This window comes from Streptomyces sp. URMC 126 (genome assembly GCF_051386555.1).
Lineage (GTDB): Bacteria > Actinomycetota > Actinomycetes > Streptomycetales > Streptomycetaceae > Streptomyces.
Genome location: NZ_JBPQTX010000001.1, coordinates 89,235 through 103,515, shown reverse-complemented (window position 1 = coordinate 103,515; position 14,281 = coordinate 89,235). Strand labels below are relative to the sequence as shown.

14 protein-coding genes are annotated in these 14,281 nt (G+C 75.3%); 6 read left to right on the top strand and 8 right to left on the bottom strand.

The window, feature by feature from the left end:
• Window positions 1-23: 23 nt before the first annotated feature.
• Entirely contained in the window at window positions 24-608 is a 585-nt protein-coding gene (locus ACSNOK_RS00530; RefSeq protein WP_436778505.1) for a TIGR03086 family metal-binding protein, read from the bottom strand.
• Between the two features lie 153 nt (window positions 609-761).
• Here ACSNOK_RS00530 and ACSNOK_RS00525 point away from each other — a divergent pair, with 153 nt between their 5' ends.
• Window positions 762-1,652, top strand: a complete 891-nt coding sequence (locus ACSNOK_RS00525) for a universal stress protein (RefSeq protein WP_436778504.1) — start codon at window positions 762-764, stop codon at window positions 1,650-1,652.
• 62 nt (window positions 1,653-1,714) lie between these two features.
• Here the strand turns inward: ACSNOK_RS00525 and ACSNOK_RS00520 are convergent, their stop codons facing one another.
• On the bottom strand, window positions 1,715-2,944 hold the full coding sequence (locus ACSNOK_RS00520; RefSeq protein WP_436778503.1) for a PP2C family protein-serine/threonine phosphatase: 1,230 nt from the start codon (window positions 2,942-2,944) through the stop codon (window positions 1,715-1,717).
• The gene (locus ACSNOK_RS00515) at window positions 2,941-4,533 is read right to left on the bottom strand and encodes a sensor histidine kinase (RefSeq protein WP_436778511.1); all 1,593 of its coding nucleotides are present in this window, start codon (window positions 4,531-4,533) and stop codon (window positions 2,941-2,943) included. The genes ACSNOK_RS00520 and ACSNOK_RS00515 overlap by 4 nt, the downstream gene beginning before the upstream one ends.
• A gap of 274 nt (window positions 4,534-4,807) precedes the next feature.
• On the opposite strand from ACSNOK_RS00515, the gene ACSNOK_RS00510 reads away from it, so the two are divergent.
• From ACSNOK_RS00510 to ACSNOK_RS00500, 3 genes are all read left to right on the top strand, one after another.
• A complete protein-coding gene (locus ACSNOK_RS00510) occupies window positions 4,808-5,179 on the top strand; it encodes a hypothetical protein (RefSeq protein WP_436778502.1) in 372 nt (123 codons plus the stop codon).
• Window positions 5,179-5,613: a response regulator gene (locus ACSNOK_RS00505; RefSeq protein ID WP_436778510.1), complete on the top strand. Its 435-nt coding sequence runs from the start codon at window positions 5,179-5,181 to the stop codon at window positions 5,611-5,613. Before ACSNOK_RS00510 ends, ACSNOK_RS00505 begins: the two co-directional genes overlap by 1 nt.
• 370 nt (window positions 5,614-5,983) lie before the next feature.
• Window positions 5,984-7,165 (top strand): L,D-transpeptidase, encoded by a 1,182-nt coding sequence (locus ACSNOK_RS00500; protein WP_436778501.1) that lies wholly within the window; start codon window positions 5,984-5,986, stop codon window positions 7,163-7,165.
• 183 nt (window positions 7,166-7,348) lie between these two features.
• On the opposite strand, the gene ACSNOK_RS00495 is transcribed toward ACSNOK_RS00500, so the two are convergent.
• From ACSNOK_RS00495 to ACSNOK_RS00485, 3 genes are all read right to left on the bottom strand, one after another.
• Window positions 7,349-8,920, bottom strand: coding sequence for a hypothetical protein (locus ACSNOK_RS00495; RefSeq protein WP_436778500.1), 1,572 nt, complete (start codon window positions 8,918-8,920; stop codon window positions 7,349-7,351).
• 470 nt (window positions 8,921-9,390) lie between these two features.
• Window positions 9,391-9,927 carry a DUF4240 domain-containing protein gene (locus ACSNOK_RS00490; RefSeq protein ID WP_436778499.1) on the bottom strand — a complete coding sequence of 179 codons (537 nt, stop codon included), beginning with the start codon at window positions 9,925-9,927 and terminating at the stop codon, window positions 9,391-9,393.
• A 121-nt stretch (window positions 9,928-10,048) separates the two neighbouring features.
• The gene (locus ACSNOK_RS00485; protein ID WP_436778498.1) at window positions 10,049-11,407 is read right to left on the bottom strand and encodes an MFS transporter; all 1,359 of its coding nucleotides are present in this window, start codon (window positions 11,405-11,407) and stop codon (window positions 10,049-10,051) included.
• Between the two features lie 85 nt (window positions 11,408-11,492).
• Between ACSNOK_RS00485 and ACSNOK_RS00480 the strand changes: the two genes are divergently transcribed.
• On the top strand, window positions 11,493-12,422 hold the full coding sequence (locus tag ACSNOK_RS00480; RefSeq protein ID WP_436778497.1) for a LysR family transcriptional regulator: 930 nt from the start codon (window positions 11,493-11,495) through the stop codon (window positions 12,420-12,422).
• Between the two features lie 67 nt (window positions 12,423-12,489).
• Here the strand turns inward: ACSNOK_RS00480 and ACSNOK_RS00475 are convergent, their stop codons facing one another.
• Window positions 12,490-13,182: a hypothetical protein gene (locus ACSNOK_RS00475; RefSeq protein ID WP_436778496.1), complete on the bottom strand. Its 693-nt coding sequence runs from the start codon at window positions 13,180-13,182 to the stop codon at window positions 12,490-12,492.
• A gap of 147 nt (window positions 13,183-13,329) precedes the next feature.
• Between ACSNOK_RS00475 and ACSNOK_RS00470 the strand changes: the two genes are divergently transcribed.
• The gene (locus tag ACSNOK_RS00470; protein WP_436778495.1) at window positions 13,330-13,770 is read left to right on the top strand and encodes an RICIN domain-containing protein; all 441 of its coding nucleotides are present in this window, start codon (window positions 13,330-13,332) and stop codon (window positions 13,768-13,770) included.
• A 138-nt stretch (window positions 13,771-13,908) separates the two neighbouring features.
• Here ACSNOK_RS00470 and ACSNOK_RS00465 read toward each other — a convergent pair whose 3' ends face one another.
• Window positions 13,909-14,226, bottom strand: coding sequence for an ArsR/SmtB family transcription factor (locus ACSNOK_RS00465; protein ID WP_436778494.1), 318 nt, complete (start codon window positions 14,224-14,226; stop codon window positions 13,909-13,911).
• Window positions 14,227-14,281 lie beyond the last annotated feature (55 nt).

The following is a 14,281-nucleotide window of genomic DNA, read 5'->3' as shown; positions in this document are numbered from 1 at the left end:
GGCTCACACCGCCCACCCCCGGCTCACACCGCCCGGCCCAGCCGCGCCAGCAGCCGCGTCCAGTCGTCCGCGCCGGGCGGCGCCGGAACCGGGGCCGCGAACAGACCGGTGGGCGACAGATCCTCGCCGTACGCGCCGAACGCCCGCTCCGCCGCCCTGACCAGCGGCTCCGGCGGACGCTCCGCCGCCGCTCCGACGGCACGCGCCAGGTCCCAGGCGTGCACCACCGCGTCGGCCGTCATCTCCGCGCAGTAGTCCTCCGCGCTCGTCTCGCCGTAGGACAGCCGCACCGTGCGCCCCAGCGCGCCCCGCGCCCCGAACGCCGCGACGGCGGCCTCCGCCGCCGCGTCCCACACGGCCGGCGGATCGTCGCCGAGCACGTCACCGTCCAGCTCGTCGCCGACGTCCTCGACCGACGCGCCGTCCAGCAGGCGCGGCACCCACAGCTGCTCGGCCGTGAGGTGGTTCACCAGGTCCCGCACCGTCCACTCCGAGCACGGCGTCGGCGCGTCCCACTGGCGCGGCCGGACCGCGTGCACCCGCTCCCCGAACCGTTCAAGCGCCTGCCGGTGCCGGGCCCGCAGCGCGCTCTTCGCCTCGTTCGTCATCCCTCCATGCTCGGCGCGCCCGCCGCTCCGCGCGAGCCCGCCCCCCGGGTCGGCCGAACGGCCCAGCCGCCGCTCGCGCCCAACCCCCGGCGGTGCGAGGGTGCGGAAAAGGGGTGCCGGAGCGCGGACCGCGCGGTGCGGAGGTGACGGACGGTGGAGCTCCCCCTGGTCGTGGGCGTCGACGGATCCACGGGCAGCCTGCGGGCCCTGGACTGGGCCGTGGACGAGGCGGCCCGCCACGACGCGCGGCTGCGCGTGCTGTACGCGTCACTGTGGGAGCGCTACGAAGGACGCCTCCCGCCCCCGGACGGACCCTCCCCCGAAGCGCGCGCCGAGGAGGCCGTCGCCCCCGCCGCGGCCCGGCACGCCCAGGAGCGCGACCCGTCCGTGCGCGTGCACGCCGAGACCGTCCCCGAGGAGGCCGTCAACGCCCTCGTCGAGGCGAGCCGGCACGCCGCCGCGGTGATCACCGGCCCCTCCGGCCGGGGCACCCTCACCGGACTGCTGCTCGGCTCGGTCAGTCTCGCGGTGGCGGCCCGTGCCCACTGCCCGGTGATCGTCGTGCGCGGCTCCGAGGACGGCCTGCGCGGCTCCCGGGGCCGGGTCCTGGTCGGCGTCGGGGACAGCGAGGAGGCGCCCGCCGCCGTCCGCTTCGCCTTCCGCGAGGCCGCCGCCCGGGGCTGCGAGCTGTACGCCGTCCACTCCTGGCGGCACCCCGCCCGGCAGTCCGTGACCCACTACCCGCTGCCCAGCGACGAGCCCCTCGACCACGAGGAGCGGGCCGGCCGGGAGCTGCACGAGGCGCTGCGCGCGGCCGAGGCCGCGTACCCGGACGTCACCGTACGCGCCGTGACCGTCGAGGGCCCGGCCCACCGGACCCTCGTCGCCGCCTCCGACGAGGCCGACCTGCTGGTGGTCGGCGCCGTCCGGCGGCACCACGGGCGCGGCCTCCAGCTCGGGCGGGTCAGCCACACCGCGCTGCACCGGGCGGACTGCCCGGTCGCGGTGGTCCCGGCGGACCCGCAGCCGGCCGGCGGCTCCTGACCGTCCGCGCGGGACCACCCGCCCGTACGCCCGGGGCCGTGGGGCGGCGATCCGTCCGGCCCTCAGTCCGGCGTCCGCCAGTCCAGCCGGAGGATCGCCAGGTCGTCGGCGTGCCGCTCGGCGTTGAGCTCCCGCACGGTCGTGACGAGCCGGTCGAGCTGACGCTCCGGCGGCTCCCACGACGGCACCCCGTTGACCAGGTCCACGAGGCCCTCCGTGCCCAGCCGGTCCGAGCCCGGCCCGGCGTGCCCCTCGATCAGCCCGTCCGTGTACAGCGTCAGCGCCCCGGAGCGCGGCAGCGCGAGCCGGGTGGCCGGCCAGTGGCACAGGCCCGGCGCGAGGCCGAGGGCCACCCCGTGCTCCGCCACCACCGGCCGGGTCGTCCCCTCCGCCGTGAGCAGCGGCTCGTGGTGCCCGGCCAAGTGCAGGACGGCGGTGGGCTCCCGCAGGTCCAGCGTCAGCAGTGAGCACGTGGCGAACATCTCCTGCCGCGTGCGCTCGGCCACCAGCATGCGCTCCAGCAGGTCCAGCAGCCGCTCGCCCCGGTGCCCGGCCAGGGTCAGGGCCCGCCATGTGATGCGCAGCGCGACGCCGAGCGCGGCCTCGTCGGGGCCGTGCCCGCTCACATCGCCTATCAGCGCGTGCACGACGTGGTCGTCGGTCTGGACGACGTCCAGGAAGTCACCGGCCAGCAGGGCGCTCTCACGGCCCGGCAGATAGCGGGTGGTGGCCGTCACGGCGGGCGACTCCAGCAGTGGCGTCGGCAGCAGGCCGCGCTCCAGCCGGGTGTTCTCCTGCGCCCGCAACTGGGTCGCCTGGAGCTCCGCCTTGGCCCGCTCGGCCTGCTTGCGGTGCACCGCGTAGTGCACGGCGCGCTGCAGCAGCTCCGGCTCCACCTGCCCCTTGACGAGGTAGTCCTGGGCGCCCGCGGTCACCGCCCGTACCCCGGCGTGCGACTCCGCGAGACCGGTCAGCACGATGACCGCCACGTGCGGGTCCGCGTGCTGCACGGCGGTGACCGCCGCCGTGCCGGAGGCGTCCGGCAGGTGCAGGTCCAGCAGCACGCAGTCGGCGCCGTCCGTGACCAGCTCCGCGCGGGCCTCGGCCAGCGTCTTGCGCCAGACCAGCGTGTGGTCCAGCCCGGTGTCGGCCAGCAACTCCTCCACCAGGAGGGCGTCCCCCGCGTCGTCCTCGACGAGCAGGACGCGGTAGCGCGGCGGCACGGCGGACCCCGGCCCCGGGAGGACGCCGCCGGTCAGACGCCCGGGGACGTCGGAAGTCTGCGCGGTCACGAGGCGGGCCGTCCGTTCCCCGCCGCGGCGCCCTCCAGGGCGCTCCGCGCGGCAGCGGCGGCCGGCCGGTCCGGCCCGGCCTCCTCCGCCCCCGCCGCGCCGTCCGCCGGCACCGCGTCGGCGGACCCGGAGGCCGGCAGCGTGAAGACGACGCGGGCGCCGCCCTCGTGCTCCGGATCGACGGCGATCGTGCCCCCGTGGAACTCGACGATCTTGCGGCACATCGCCAGGCCGATGCCGGTGCCCGGATAGGCCTCCCGGGTGTGCAGCCGCTGGAAGAGGGCGAACACCTTCTCCGTGTACTCCGGGCCGATCCCGATGCCGTTGTCGGTGACGGCGAACCGCCAGACGTCACCGTCCCGCTCGGCCGACACGTGGACGGCCGGACGGCGGTCCGGCGAACGGAACTTCACCGCGTTCGAGACCAGGTTCTGCCAGAGCATGCCCAACTGCGTCCGGTCGCCCACCACCGTGGGCAGCGGATCGTGGGTGACCTCCGCCCCGGACTCCTCCAGCGGCACGCTCAGCGCGTCCAGCGTGGTCTCCAGGACGGCCTCCAGGTCCACGGTGTCGTGGTCGTTGTGCACCCGGCCGACGCGCGAGAAGGCCAGCAGGTCGTTGATGAGCACCTGCATGCGGTTGGCGCCGTCCACCGCGAAGCCGATGTACTGATGCGCCCGCTCGTCCAGGCCGTCGCCGTACCGGCGTTGGAGGAGCTGGCAGAAGCTCGCCACCTTCCGCAGCGGCTCCTGGAGGTCGTGCGAGGCGACGTAAGCGAACTGCTCCAGCTCGGCGTTGGAACGGCGCAGGTCGGCGGCCTGCTCGTCGAGCAGGGTACGGGCCTTCTCGCTGAACTCCAGCTGCCCCACCATCCGCCGGCGCATCGCCTCCACGTCGCCGCTCAGCCGGCGCAGGTCGGCGGGGCCGGTCGCCGCGATGGAGTGCCCGAAGTGCCCCTGGGCCACCAGCCGGGCGTCCGCGCCCAGCCGCTCCAGCGGGCCGGTGACGCCCCGCCGCAGTCCCTCGAAGACCAGGACCGCCACCAGGACGATCACCACCGCGATGGCCGCGAAGACCCCGTTGCGGAGCCGACGGGTATCGGCCAGGTCGGCACTCGTCCCGGCCCGCTCCTCCGCGAGGTGCCGCTGCTGCTCGCGGAGCGCCTCGCGGACGGAGTCGAAGGCGCTCTTCCCGGCGCCCACCCGTTCGACGGCGCGGGCCGCCTCCGGGCCCGGGGCCGCCGCGACCGGCCGGGCGATCCGCGCCTGCCACGCCTCGGCCCGCTCCCGTACCTGGTCCAGATCCGCACGGGCGGCCGGCTCGTCGCCGACCAGTCCGCGCAGCCGCGCGACGGCCTTCTTCTCGTCCGCGAGGCCCCGCGTATAGGGCTCCAGGAAGTCCTGACGGCCGGTGAGGCCGTAACCCCGCACGCCCGTCTCCTGGTTGACCAGCGCGTTCTCCAGCCGCACCGCCTCGACGAGCGCCGGGGACCGGACGTCCACCAGATGGTCGCTGATCGACGCGGTCCGGGCGAGCGCCCACGCCCCCAGGGCGCCGAGCACGGTGAGCACGACGAGCGTCGTGCTCACGCCGACGCGCAGCCACTGACGCGTCGTCCAGCCCTGCCGGCCGGCCGCGCCCGGCGTCCCGCCGGCCCGTCCCGTCCCGGTGGGGTCCCCGGACGGGGATCTCCCGGAACCGCCCTGTCGAGGAGCAGTCTCGACCACCACGTTGCCCGCCTTCCGTCTCCGTTCCCCCGGGCTGCTTCCCCGGCACCTCGGCAACCACACCGTACTGGTGGCATACCGGTGCCGTGACAACCGTAGTTGTCGGGAGGGAGGCGTAGCACCTAGGGTGGGCGCCATGCCCGGCACCCACTTCTCCCCGCGCTTCGCCGAGGGCGAGATCTCCGCGATGGTGGAGGGAGCGCTCGCCGGCCTGGCCCACCGCCTGGCCCACCGGTCGTTCCGCCTGCTGCCCGCCGCCGGCGGGCCCGCGGACCCGGACGGCGCCCGGGCGGAGGCCCTGGCCTACCTCCACATGCTGATCCACATGCAACGGGCGGTACAGCGCCTCACGGACGCCGCGGCCGAGGAGGCCGCGCGGACCGGGGCCGGATACCCCCAGATCGGGCGGGCCTGCGAGATGAGCCGCCAGGGGGCCCGCAACCGCTGGCCCGGCATCGTGCACGGCACCACCCACCGTCCCCCGAAGCACACCGAGCGGAGCCGATGATGATGGCCGCCCCCGCGCGCCCCTACGACGTCCTTCTGGTCGAGGACGATCCGGCGGACGCGATGCTCATCAAGGAGGCGCTCCTGGAACACGGAGCCGCCCGCAATCTCACCCAGGTCCAGGACGGCATCGCCGCGCTGGACCACCTGCGCGACCCGGACCTGCCGCGGCCGGACCTGATCGTGCTGGACCTCAACATGCCGCGGATGAACGGCCGGGAGCTGCTGGCCGTCCTCAAGGGGGACGAGGCGCTGCGCACCATCCCGGTCGTCGTGCTGACCACGTCCTCGGCCCCGGACGATGTGACCGACGCCTACCGGCGGTACGCGAACGCGTACGTCACGAAGCCCGTCAACCTCGACGACTTCACCCGCGCCGTGCGCAGCATCGACGCCTTCTACCTGGACACGGCCACCAAACTGCCGCGGGAGTAGGCCGGTCCGGGCGGTGGCACCTTCCCGGCTTCCGGGGCGGGTGCCGCCGCTCCGTCGTTTCCGGGGGACGGTCCGTCTCCGCGTTGACGCCGGCTCCGGGAAGGCTCCGGGAAGGGGGCCCGGACCGCCGGCCGGGAGGCGCGGGGACGACACCGTTCGGGAGTCGCGGGGGACGCCCGCCGGGAGCCGTGCGGGACGCCGGCCGGATCGTCCGCGCGATTCCCGCACAAATATCGTTTTTCCCAGGAACCGCGGCGGTGCCCACGTCATCTGTACAGAGTGGCGGGGGGGTTGTTCGACTTGCTTGGCTTTCTCGGACCGGCAGCGGAGCCGGGCCCGCCGCGGACACGCTGTCTTTGGAGGTTTTCACGTGCACGTCGGGAAGGGCCGTCGCCCCGTCCTGCTGATATCCGCCCTCATGGGGTCGCTGGTGCTGTCCGCCTGTTCCGGGGGGTCCGACGGAGGGTCCTCGGACGAAGCGGGCCCCGCGGCCAAGGTGACCGTGAGCCCGGCGGCCGGCACCAAGGAGGTCAAGCTGGGCTCGCCGATCTCGGTCAAGGCCGACGGCGGCAAGCTGACCTCGGTGGAGGTGAAGGACGACAAGGGGGAGAAGGTCGAGGGGAAGCTGTCCGGTGACGGGGTCACCTGGCAGTCGGCCGGCAAGGTCAAGCCGAAGACCACCTACACGGTGAAGACCGCGGCCGAGTCGGCCAAGGGCCGGAAGTCCACCGCGACCGCGACCTTCAGCACCCAGCAGGCGCCGAAGGTGAACAAGCTGACCAACACCCCGCAGAACGGGCAGACCGTCGGCACGGGCATGCCCGTCTCGATCCTCTTCGACCACAAGATAGACAAGGACAAGCGGGCCGAGATCGAGAAGAACTTCAAGGTCACCTCCACTCCGCAGGTCGAGGGGGCCTGGGGCTGGGTGACCGACTACTCCGGCCAGGACCGGCTGGACTGGCGGCCCAAGACGTACTGGCCCAGCGGCACCAAGGTGTCCGTCAAGGGCTCGCTCGCCGGTGTGGACAGCGGCGAGGGCGGCTGGTTCGTCCGGGACTACGACTACGGCTTCACCATAGGCGCCGACCACAAGGCCGTCATCGACGTCCCCGGTCACACGCTGACCATGTACGAGAACGGCAAGCCGGTCGGCAGCGTCAAGGGCTCCGCCGGTTCCCCGGAGGCCCCGACGCGCGGCGGCATCCACACGGTCCGCAGCAAGAACGCGGACGAGACCATGGACTCGTCCACCATCGGCTACGGCAACCAGTGGATGCTGGACGCCAAGTGGGTCACCCACATGACCGCCTCCGGCACCTTCCTGCACTCCGCCCCCTGGAACAACCAGATCGGCGTGGTCAACAACAGCCACGGCTGCTTCGGCATGACCACCGCGGACGCCAAGCGCGTCTACGACTTCCTGCCCATCGGCTCCACCGTGGAGGTCAAGGGCACCTCCAGCACCGTCAAGACCGACGTGGGCAACGGCCTGGAGGTCTGGCAGGAGAGCTGGGAGCAGTGGCAGAAGCGCAGCGCCCTGAAGAACTGACGCCGCGCTCCGGGGAACCGGCGCGGTGACGCGAGCGGACACACGCCCGACGGGGCGGCCGGGAGGGAGACCTCCGGGCCGCCCCGTCGGGCGTTCGGGGGCATGGGCGGCGGTGAGGATGCGGAATGCGGGCTTCCGTCGGCATGGAATCCGTACTGCTCGTCACTTCCCTCACACTGCACGTCATTTCCCTCGCGGGACTCGTCCCTCCCGTAACGGGACTTGCCCGAGGACCCCGCCTTCCCGCAGGGCACGGACGGCGCCGGGAGACAGCGGGCGGAGCGCTTCGCGCAGGGTGTAGCCGTCGCGGTAGCGGTCGATGGCGTCGGCGACTCGCAGGGAGACGTAAGAGCAGGCGCCCGTCCGCAGGTTGACGGCCAGTGCCCGGTCGGCGCGGGCGCTCCGCCGGCCGACGACGACGTCCGGATCCAGGCCGCGTACGGAGTCCGGATGCGGCCCCGGGGGCGGCAGATAGGCGCCCGCGACCCGGCCGGGCGCGAGCCGGCCGGCCCGGGCCAGCGGGCGGCCGAGCGACGCGGCGAGGGCGGCCAGCCGCTCGGGGGACGGGGGCACCGGATCCAGCAGGGGACGCCGCAGGGCCAGCTCGGGGCCGGCATCCGCCGTCGTCACCGGGCGGGAGGCCCAGGACGGGGCGGTCCAGTCGGCCGGCCAGTCGAAGCGGCGGAGCCCGATCACCCGGTCCACCACGTCCTCCAGCCGCCCGAGCGCCTCCTCCGCCGCCTCGGGCGGGATCCCGGGCGCGCCCAGCCAGAGTTCGGCGACGACCGTGGTGCCCCGGTCGCGTGCCGCGCCGACGGCGGAGGCGAGCCGGTCCCAGGACAGCTCCGTGCCGCCGCGGCCCACCGCCCGGTCGGCGGCGCCGCAGACGCCGACGACGATGAGCCGGGGCTGCCGGCCGGGGTCGTCGGGGCGGCCGGTGGTCGGCGGGGGCCCGGCACCGGCCGCTCCGGCCGCTGCTGCCGAGCCGGGCCCGGCAGGCGGCCCCGGCTCGGGGTCGTACACCGGCACCACGCCGCCCACCAGCTCCCGCAACCCGACCCGGCCGGCCCAGGGGCCCGCCGGGATTGGGTCGGCCGGGCGCTCACGCCAGCGGAGGCCGTCGTCCGGGGCCGGACCGAACGGGTCCGCGAGCTCCCAGGGCATCCCCCGGGGCGCGGGCACCAGGGCGACGCCGGCGAACGGCGGCAGATGGGCCAGCGCGGGGCCGTGGGCCGTCGCCCAACGGCCCGTCAGTTCAAGGCGGCGCACTCGGGGGCGCAGGGCCCGGGCGAGGGCCACGGCCGCCGGCACCTGCTGCTCCCGCTCGACCACCAGCCGTACGGCCGCCCCCCGCGGCACGTCCGCGCAGGCCCCGGCCAGGGCTCCGTCGTACGGGGCCGGGGCCGCGGCGGCGCGGAGGACGTCGGCGGCGGACTCAAGGCTCCCGTCGGCCGGTTCGAGGTCGTCCAGGCGCAGCCGTACCCCGTTCCCCGGCTCGTGGAGCGCGCCCAGCACCGCGCCGAGCCCGCGCAGCCGGTGCAGTCTGGGCCGCGAGGCGTCTCCCAGGGCCCGGGTGCCGGCCGTCGCCATGAGCCGGTCCCCGGGGGACCGGGAGCGAGTGCGGAGCACACCGCGCGTGGCCTGGCGGACCAGCTCCGCGACGAAGCGGCGGCCGACGTCGACGACCGTGGCGCCGTCGGGCACGGCGGCGAGCCGCAGGGTGGGGTCGCCGCCGGGCGGGACGATGAGGATCATGTCTCCTCCGCGGGGCACGCCGCCCTCGGGGGACGGACCGCCGCCGCGGGGCGCGCCGTGGGGCCGTCACCGCCGCCCCGGCCGCTTCGGATCCCCTTGTCGTGCGCGTCGCGCACCGCCATGACCGCCCCCGTGATCCCCGGCGTCGCGTGTGGCGGGCCCGGGCCGACGACGCCGGTCGGCGGGCCGCCGCATACCGTGAACTCCCCGGGCCGATCGCCGAACTGACGCGACGTTCATACGACATTGACGCGACTTACACCAGACACCTCCACCATATCAGTGTGAAGTAGGACCTGTCCGGTCTTCGTCCCGACAGCGTGCGCCCAGGGCCCGCCAAGGTGCCTCCCCAGGAATGCGAGAAGTAGGCCGGAGACCCGTCGGCCACCCGCCGGCGACCGTCACGCCGAGGGTGCGAGAGGATGCCGGCCCGGCCGCGCGGCCGCGGATGGCGCTGCCGTGGACCGCGCCTACTCCCGGCGGAGCGCCGTCAGCCCGGGCAGCCGGCGGGCCGTCTCCCTGTCGTCGTCGAAGTCGAAATCCCGGGCCGGGTCCGGCTCCGGGTACCGGATGACGCACGCGTCGTCGGGAAGCCGTCGGCCGGTCGCCATGAGGTGCGCGGTCGCGGCGATGTTCAGCGCCTCCTCACCGTCGAGGTCGAGTCCGTCGGCCACCGCCGTCCGCACGGCGGGGAGTTCGGCCAGGCCGTCGGGGTCGGCGACCGCGCGCTCGAAGGTCGCGCGCCCCTGAAGGATCAACCAGCCACGGAAATAGTCGAAGGCGTCGTCGGAACATCCTCCGTTGATCACATAGGCGGCGGCCCACAAGGGGCTGGTGTGAGCGTCCGCCAGCAGATCCCACAGCGCCTGTTCGGCGGCGACGATCTCCTCGGCGGGGTGTGTGGCCAGTCGCTCCGCCGCCCGGCGGGCGACGTCCTCTCCGTCGTCCGGGTCGGGCGCCTCGGCGCGCGCGGCCTCGACGAGCCGCCAGAACCGCTGTTTGTCCATGGTGGCGAGCATGCCACCCGGCACTGACAGCGGGCCGGTGCCGACGAACCGGCCGGGCGGTGCGGTACCTCCGCGAGCACCGCACCGCGCCGTCACGGCCACGGCGTACCCGGCCCGGACATCACTCGGCCGCGGTCCCGGAAGCGGCGGTGCCCCCGGCACCCGTCCCCGCGCCTGCGGCGACGTCCACGGCCCGAGCGGCGCTGTCGTTCCGGCCGCTCCGGGGGAGGAGCGCCGGTGTCGCCAGCAGGGCCAGGCCGGCCGCCGCGACGGCGGCGCGGGGGCCGGTGAGGCCGGCCAGCAGGCCCCAGAGGGCGGTCATGGCCGCGGTGCCGGCCTTGCTCGTGACCGACCAGGCGGACAGTGTGCGCGCGACCCGTTCCGGCGCGGTGTGTTCGAGACGGTGGGTCGCGTACACCGGGTTGAACACACCGATGCAGGTGATGAGGCCGAACTCCACGGCCACGACGAGCACCAGCCCGCTCGTGCCGGGGCCGACGAAGGCCAGCCCGAGCGGCCAGCAGGCGCGCAGGGCCCCCGCGGTCCGCAGGACGCGGTGCCGCCCGAAGCGGGCGACGAGCGGGCGGGAGAGCCGTGCGCCGAGCAGCCCGCCGGCGCACGGGAGTCCGAAGGCGAGGGTGTACTGCCAGGGGGCGAACCCCAGGGGGCCCAGCATAAGGACGGTGAGCAGCGGCATCACCGCCATGATCAGCCCGTTCACCAGCACGGTGTTGAGAAACAGCGGGCGCAGGACCGGGTCGCCCAGGATGTACCGCCAGCCGTCGAGCAGGTCCCGGGCACGGAAGCCCGCGGGGGCGGTCCGTTCCGGGCGCGGTTCCCGGCCACCGATCGCGCGGATGCCCAGGGCCGAGAGCAGATGGCTGACCGCGTTGGCCGCGGTGGTCGTCACCGGGCCGGCCACTCCGACCACCGCTCCGCCCAGCGTCGGCCCGAGCACGGTGGCCGTCCAGGTCGTGGACTCCAGACGGCTGTTGGCGGCCAGCAGTTCCGCCCGGGGCACGAGTGCCTTGAGGTACGCGCCGCTCGCCGCGGTGAAGGTGATGTCGGACGCCGCGACCACGACGGTCACCAGCACCAGCTGCGGGAGCCCGAGCAGCCCCAGCGCGTAGGCGGCGGGAACGCTCGCCAGCGCCGCGCCGCGCGTCAGGTCCATGGCGATCATCACCGGCCGTTTGCGGCGGAACTCCACCCAGGGGCCGAGCGGCAGGGCCAGCAGCGCGCCCGCCGTCGGACCCGCCGCCGCCAGCAGCGCCACCTCCGTCGGCCCGGCGCGCAGCACGAGGACCGCGATCAGGGCGAACGCGTCGAACGCCAGGTAAGTGCCGAACGTGCTGACCGCGTAGGCCCCCCAGAACCACCCGAACCGCCACCCCGGCGACCTCCCGGCCCCCGCGTCCGGTGTCTCTTCCCGCACCCGTCCGCCTCCGAACCCCGACAACCCGCCCTTGACGGCGACCATTCCACCGGGCGCCCCGCCGTCCGCTCAAACAACCGTCGTGCCCACCGGCCGACAACCGCCGGTTGTCGCCCTTAGGCTGCCCGTCATGGATCTCGACGCCGTGCGCGCTTTCGTCGCCGTGGCCGACGCGGGGCGGTTCCGGGAGGCGGCCGCCGAACTGTCGGTCACCCAGCAGGCCGTCTCCAAGCGGGTGGCCGCGCTGGAACGGCATCTCGGTGTGCGGCTGTTCGCCCGTACCGCCCGCGGCTCGGCTCCGACGATCGACGGGCAGGCGTTCCTGCCCCACGCCCGCGAGCTCCTCCGTGCCGCGGAGCGGGCGGCGGCCTCGGTGCGGCCCGGGCGGCGGGCGCTGCGCGTGGACGTGATCGGCCGCCGGCTCGCACCGGCCGACCTGCTGCGGGACTTCCACCGCGCCCACCCGGGGTACGAACTCGACGTCGTCACCCTCTTCGACGCCGAGGCGGCCGTCGACGCCGTCCGCACCGGCACGATCGACGCGTCCTTCCGCGCCGTCGCCGTGCCGCCGCGCCGGCTGCCGGCCGGGGTCCGTGCCTCGCGCGTGTACGACGAGCCGATCCAGCTCCTCACCGGGCCGGGCCACGATCTGGCCGCGGAGCGGGCGGTGCCGCCCGGCCGGCTCGCCGGGCACCGGCTCTGGATGCCGGGCCTGGTCGCGGGCACCGAGTGGGCGGCCTACTACGACGAACTGGCCGCAGCGTTCGGCCTGACCATCGAGGTGACCGGCCCGGACTTCGGCATCGAGCCGCTCCTCGACACGATCGCCGGCAGCCCGACGCTCGCGACCCTGGTGGGGGAGCGCACGCGGTTCGCCTGGCCGGCCGACCACGGCCTGCGGCGCGTCCCGTTGCGCGGCCCGACGCCGGTCTACCCGCACTCGCTGGTCCTGCGCGGCGACAACCCCCACCCGGCGCTCGCCGCGCTCCGCCGGTACCTCGCCGACGCGCCGTACGGCCACGGCGCCGCCGGGACGTGGACGCCGCGCTGGGCGGGCTGAGCGCGGGGGGTGCCGAGCGTGGTGGCGGACGCCCCTCGTGTGACGGGGCGTCCGCCGCGGTCCGGACTCAGCCGCCCAGCGGCAGGAGGTACTCGACGGCCCGCCGGTCCGTCGGGGCGAAGCCGACGGCGGTCAGGGCCGCGCCGAGGGTGTCGTCGTCGGGCGCCGCGTAGGCCTCGGCCGCGCGGACGGAGGGGTGGTCCTCGCGCACCCGCCGCACGACGGCGGAGACGAGGGCCGTCAGCTCGCCGGGGGTGTGCTCCTCCTCCCGGTCGTGCACCAGCACGGCGGTGTCGTCCTCCAGCTCGACGTCGAACACCGCGTCGTCCAGGCCGATCCGGAACACCGCGCCCTCGCCCGCCGGCCGCTCCTCCACCCGGCCGGCTCCGGTGTCCTCGGCACGGGCGGCGGACAGGTCCAGCTGCCACCAGCGGTAGACGTCGCCGTCCTCGGCGGCGCCGAGCTCCGCCGGGACGGACGACGGCATCTCGTCGGACTCGGCCACCCACCGCAGGGCGGTGCCTCCCGACGAGCGGACCAGCCCGGCCGCCTCGCGCAGCATGGGGACGAGCGCCTCGAAGGCCCCCTCGGGCACGGCGACGAAGCGGAGGGCCGGGTCGTCGGCCCCCAGGTCGAGTACGACGACGGAACCGATGACCGCGCCGTCCTCGCGGGCCAGGACGACCGCGGTGGTGCGTTCGTCCTCCCAGTGACCGGTGGCGTCGGCGCGGTCACGACAAACCTCAAGAGAAACAGACATACCCTGATCATCTCCCATTTCGCCCGCCGGTGCCGACGGGGCGGCCCACCCCCGGTCCCCGGCCCCGGGCCACCCGTTACGATCATGATCCTCACCGGCCTCACACCGGTTTCTTCGCCGACGCACACGGGGGACAGGGGACCGGCCATGGACGGCACGTACCGCATCCGCAACGTCCACAGCGGACTGCTGCTCCGCGTCGCCGGCGGGAGGGCGGGCGGCGGGGCCCCCGTAGTGCAGGGCGCGGGCGACGGCACGCCCGCCGAACTCTGGCGCGTCTCGCCGGTGCACGAGGGCGGCGGCCTGCACCACGTGGTGAACGCCGGCAGCGGCAAACGGCTGGACGTGGCCAACGCGTCGGTCGAGAACGGCGCCACCGTCCAGCAGTGGAAGGCCAACGGCTACGGCGCCCAGGAGTGGCTGATCGAGGAACTGGTCGAGGAGCCGGGCACGGTCGTCCTCGTCGCCCACATCAGCGGGCTCCTGCTGGAGGCCGCCGACGCGCCCGACCCCGAGGGGGCGCCCGTCCGGCAGTGGGAGGACCGCGACAGCCCCGCCCAGTGGTGGCGCCTGGAGCCGGCCGGCTGAGATCCGGGCCGGGACGCGGCGTTCCCGGGGGCGCCGGGCGAGCGGAGGGGAGGCGGCCCCGGCGTCCCGCGTGAAGCGCGTGAACTACGGGCTCCAAAGCCGGCACCGGCGCGCGAGGCGAGGATCCGCCCCCGCCGCTCATTCCCCGGGCTCCGCCGCCACGATGTCCAGCAGCCCAGGGAACCGCTGTTCGATGTCGGCCCGGCGCAGCCGGGCCATCCTGCTGTTGCCCCGGTTCACCTGCCGGATCAGGCCGGCCTCGCGCAGGGCGCGGAAGTGGTGGGTGACGGTCGCCTTGGAGACCGGCAGCGCGAACGAGCTGCACGTCCGGGCCGTCCCCTCGGGCGCGCGCGCCAGCTCGCGCACCACCCGGCGGCGCAGCGGGTCGGCCAGCGCGGCGAGCACCGCGCCGAGCTCGATCTCCTCGACGGCCGGGTGGCCCTCGTCGTCGGGCATCGTGGGTCTTCTCCCTGGTCAGGGCCGGTAGGTATGACTTGCATCGTACCCAAGG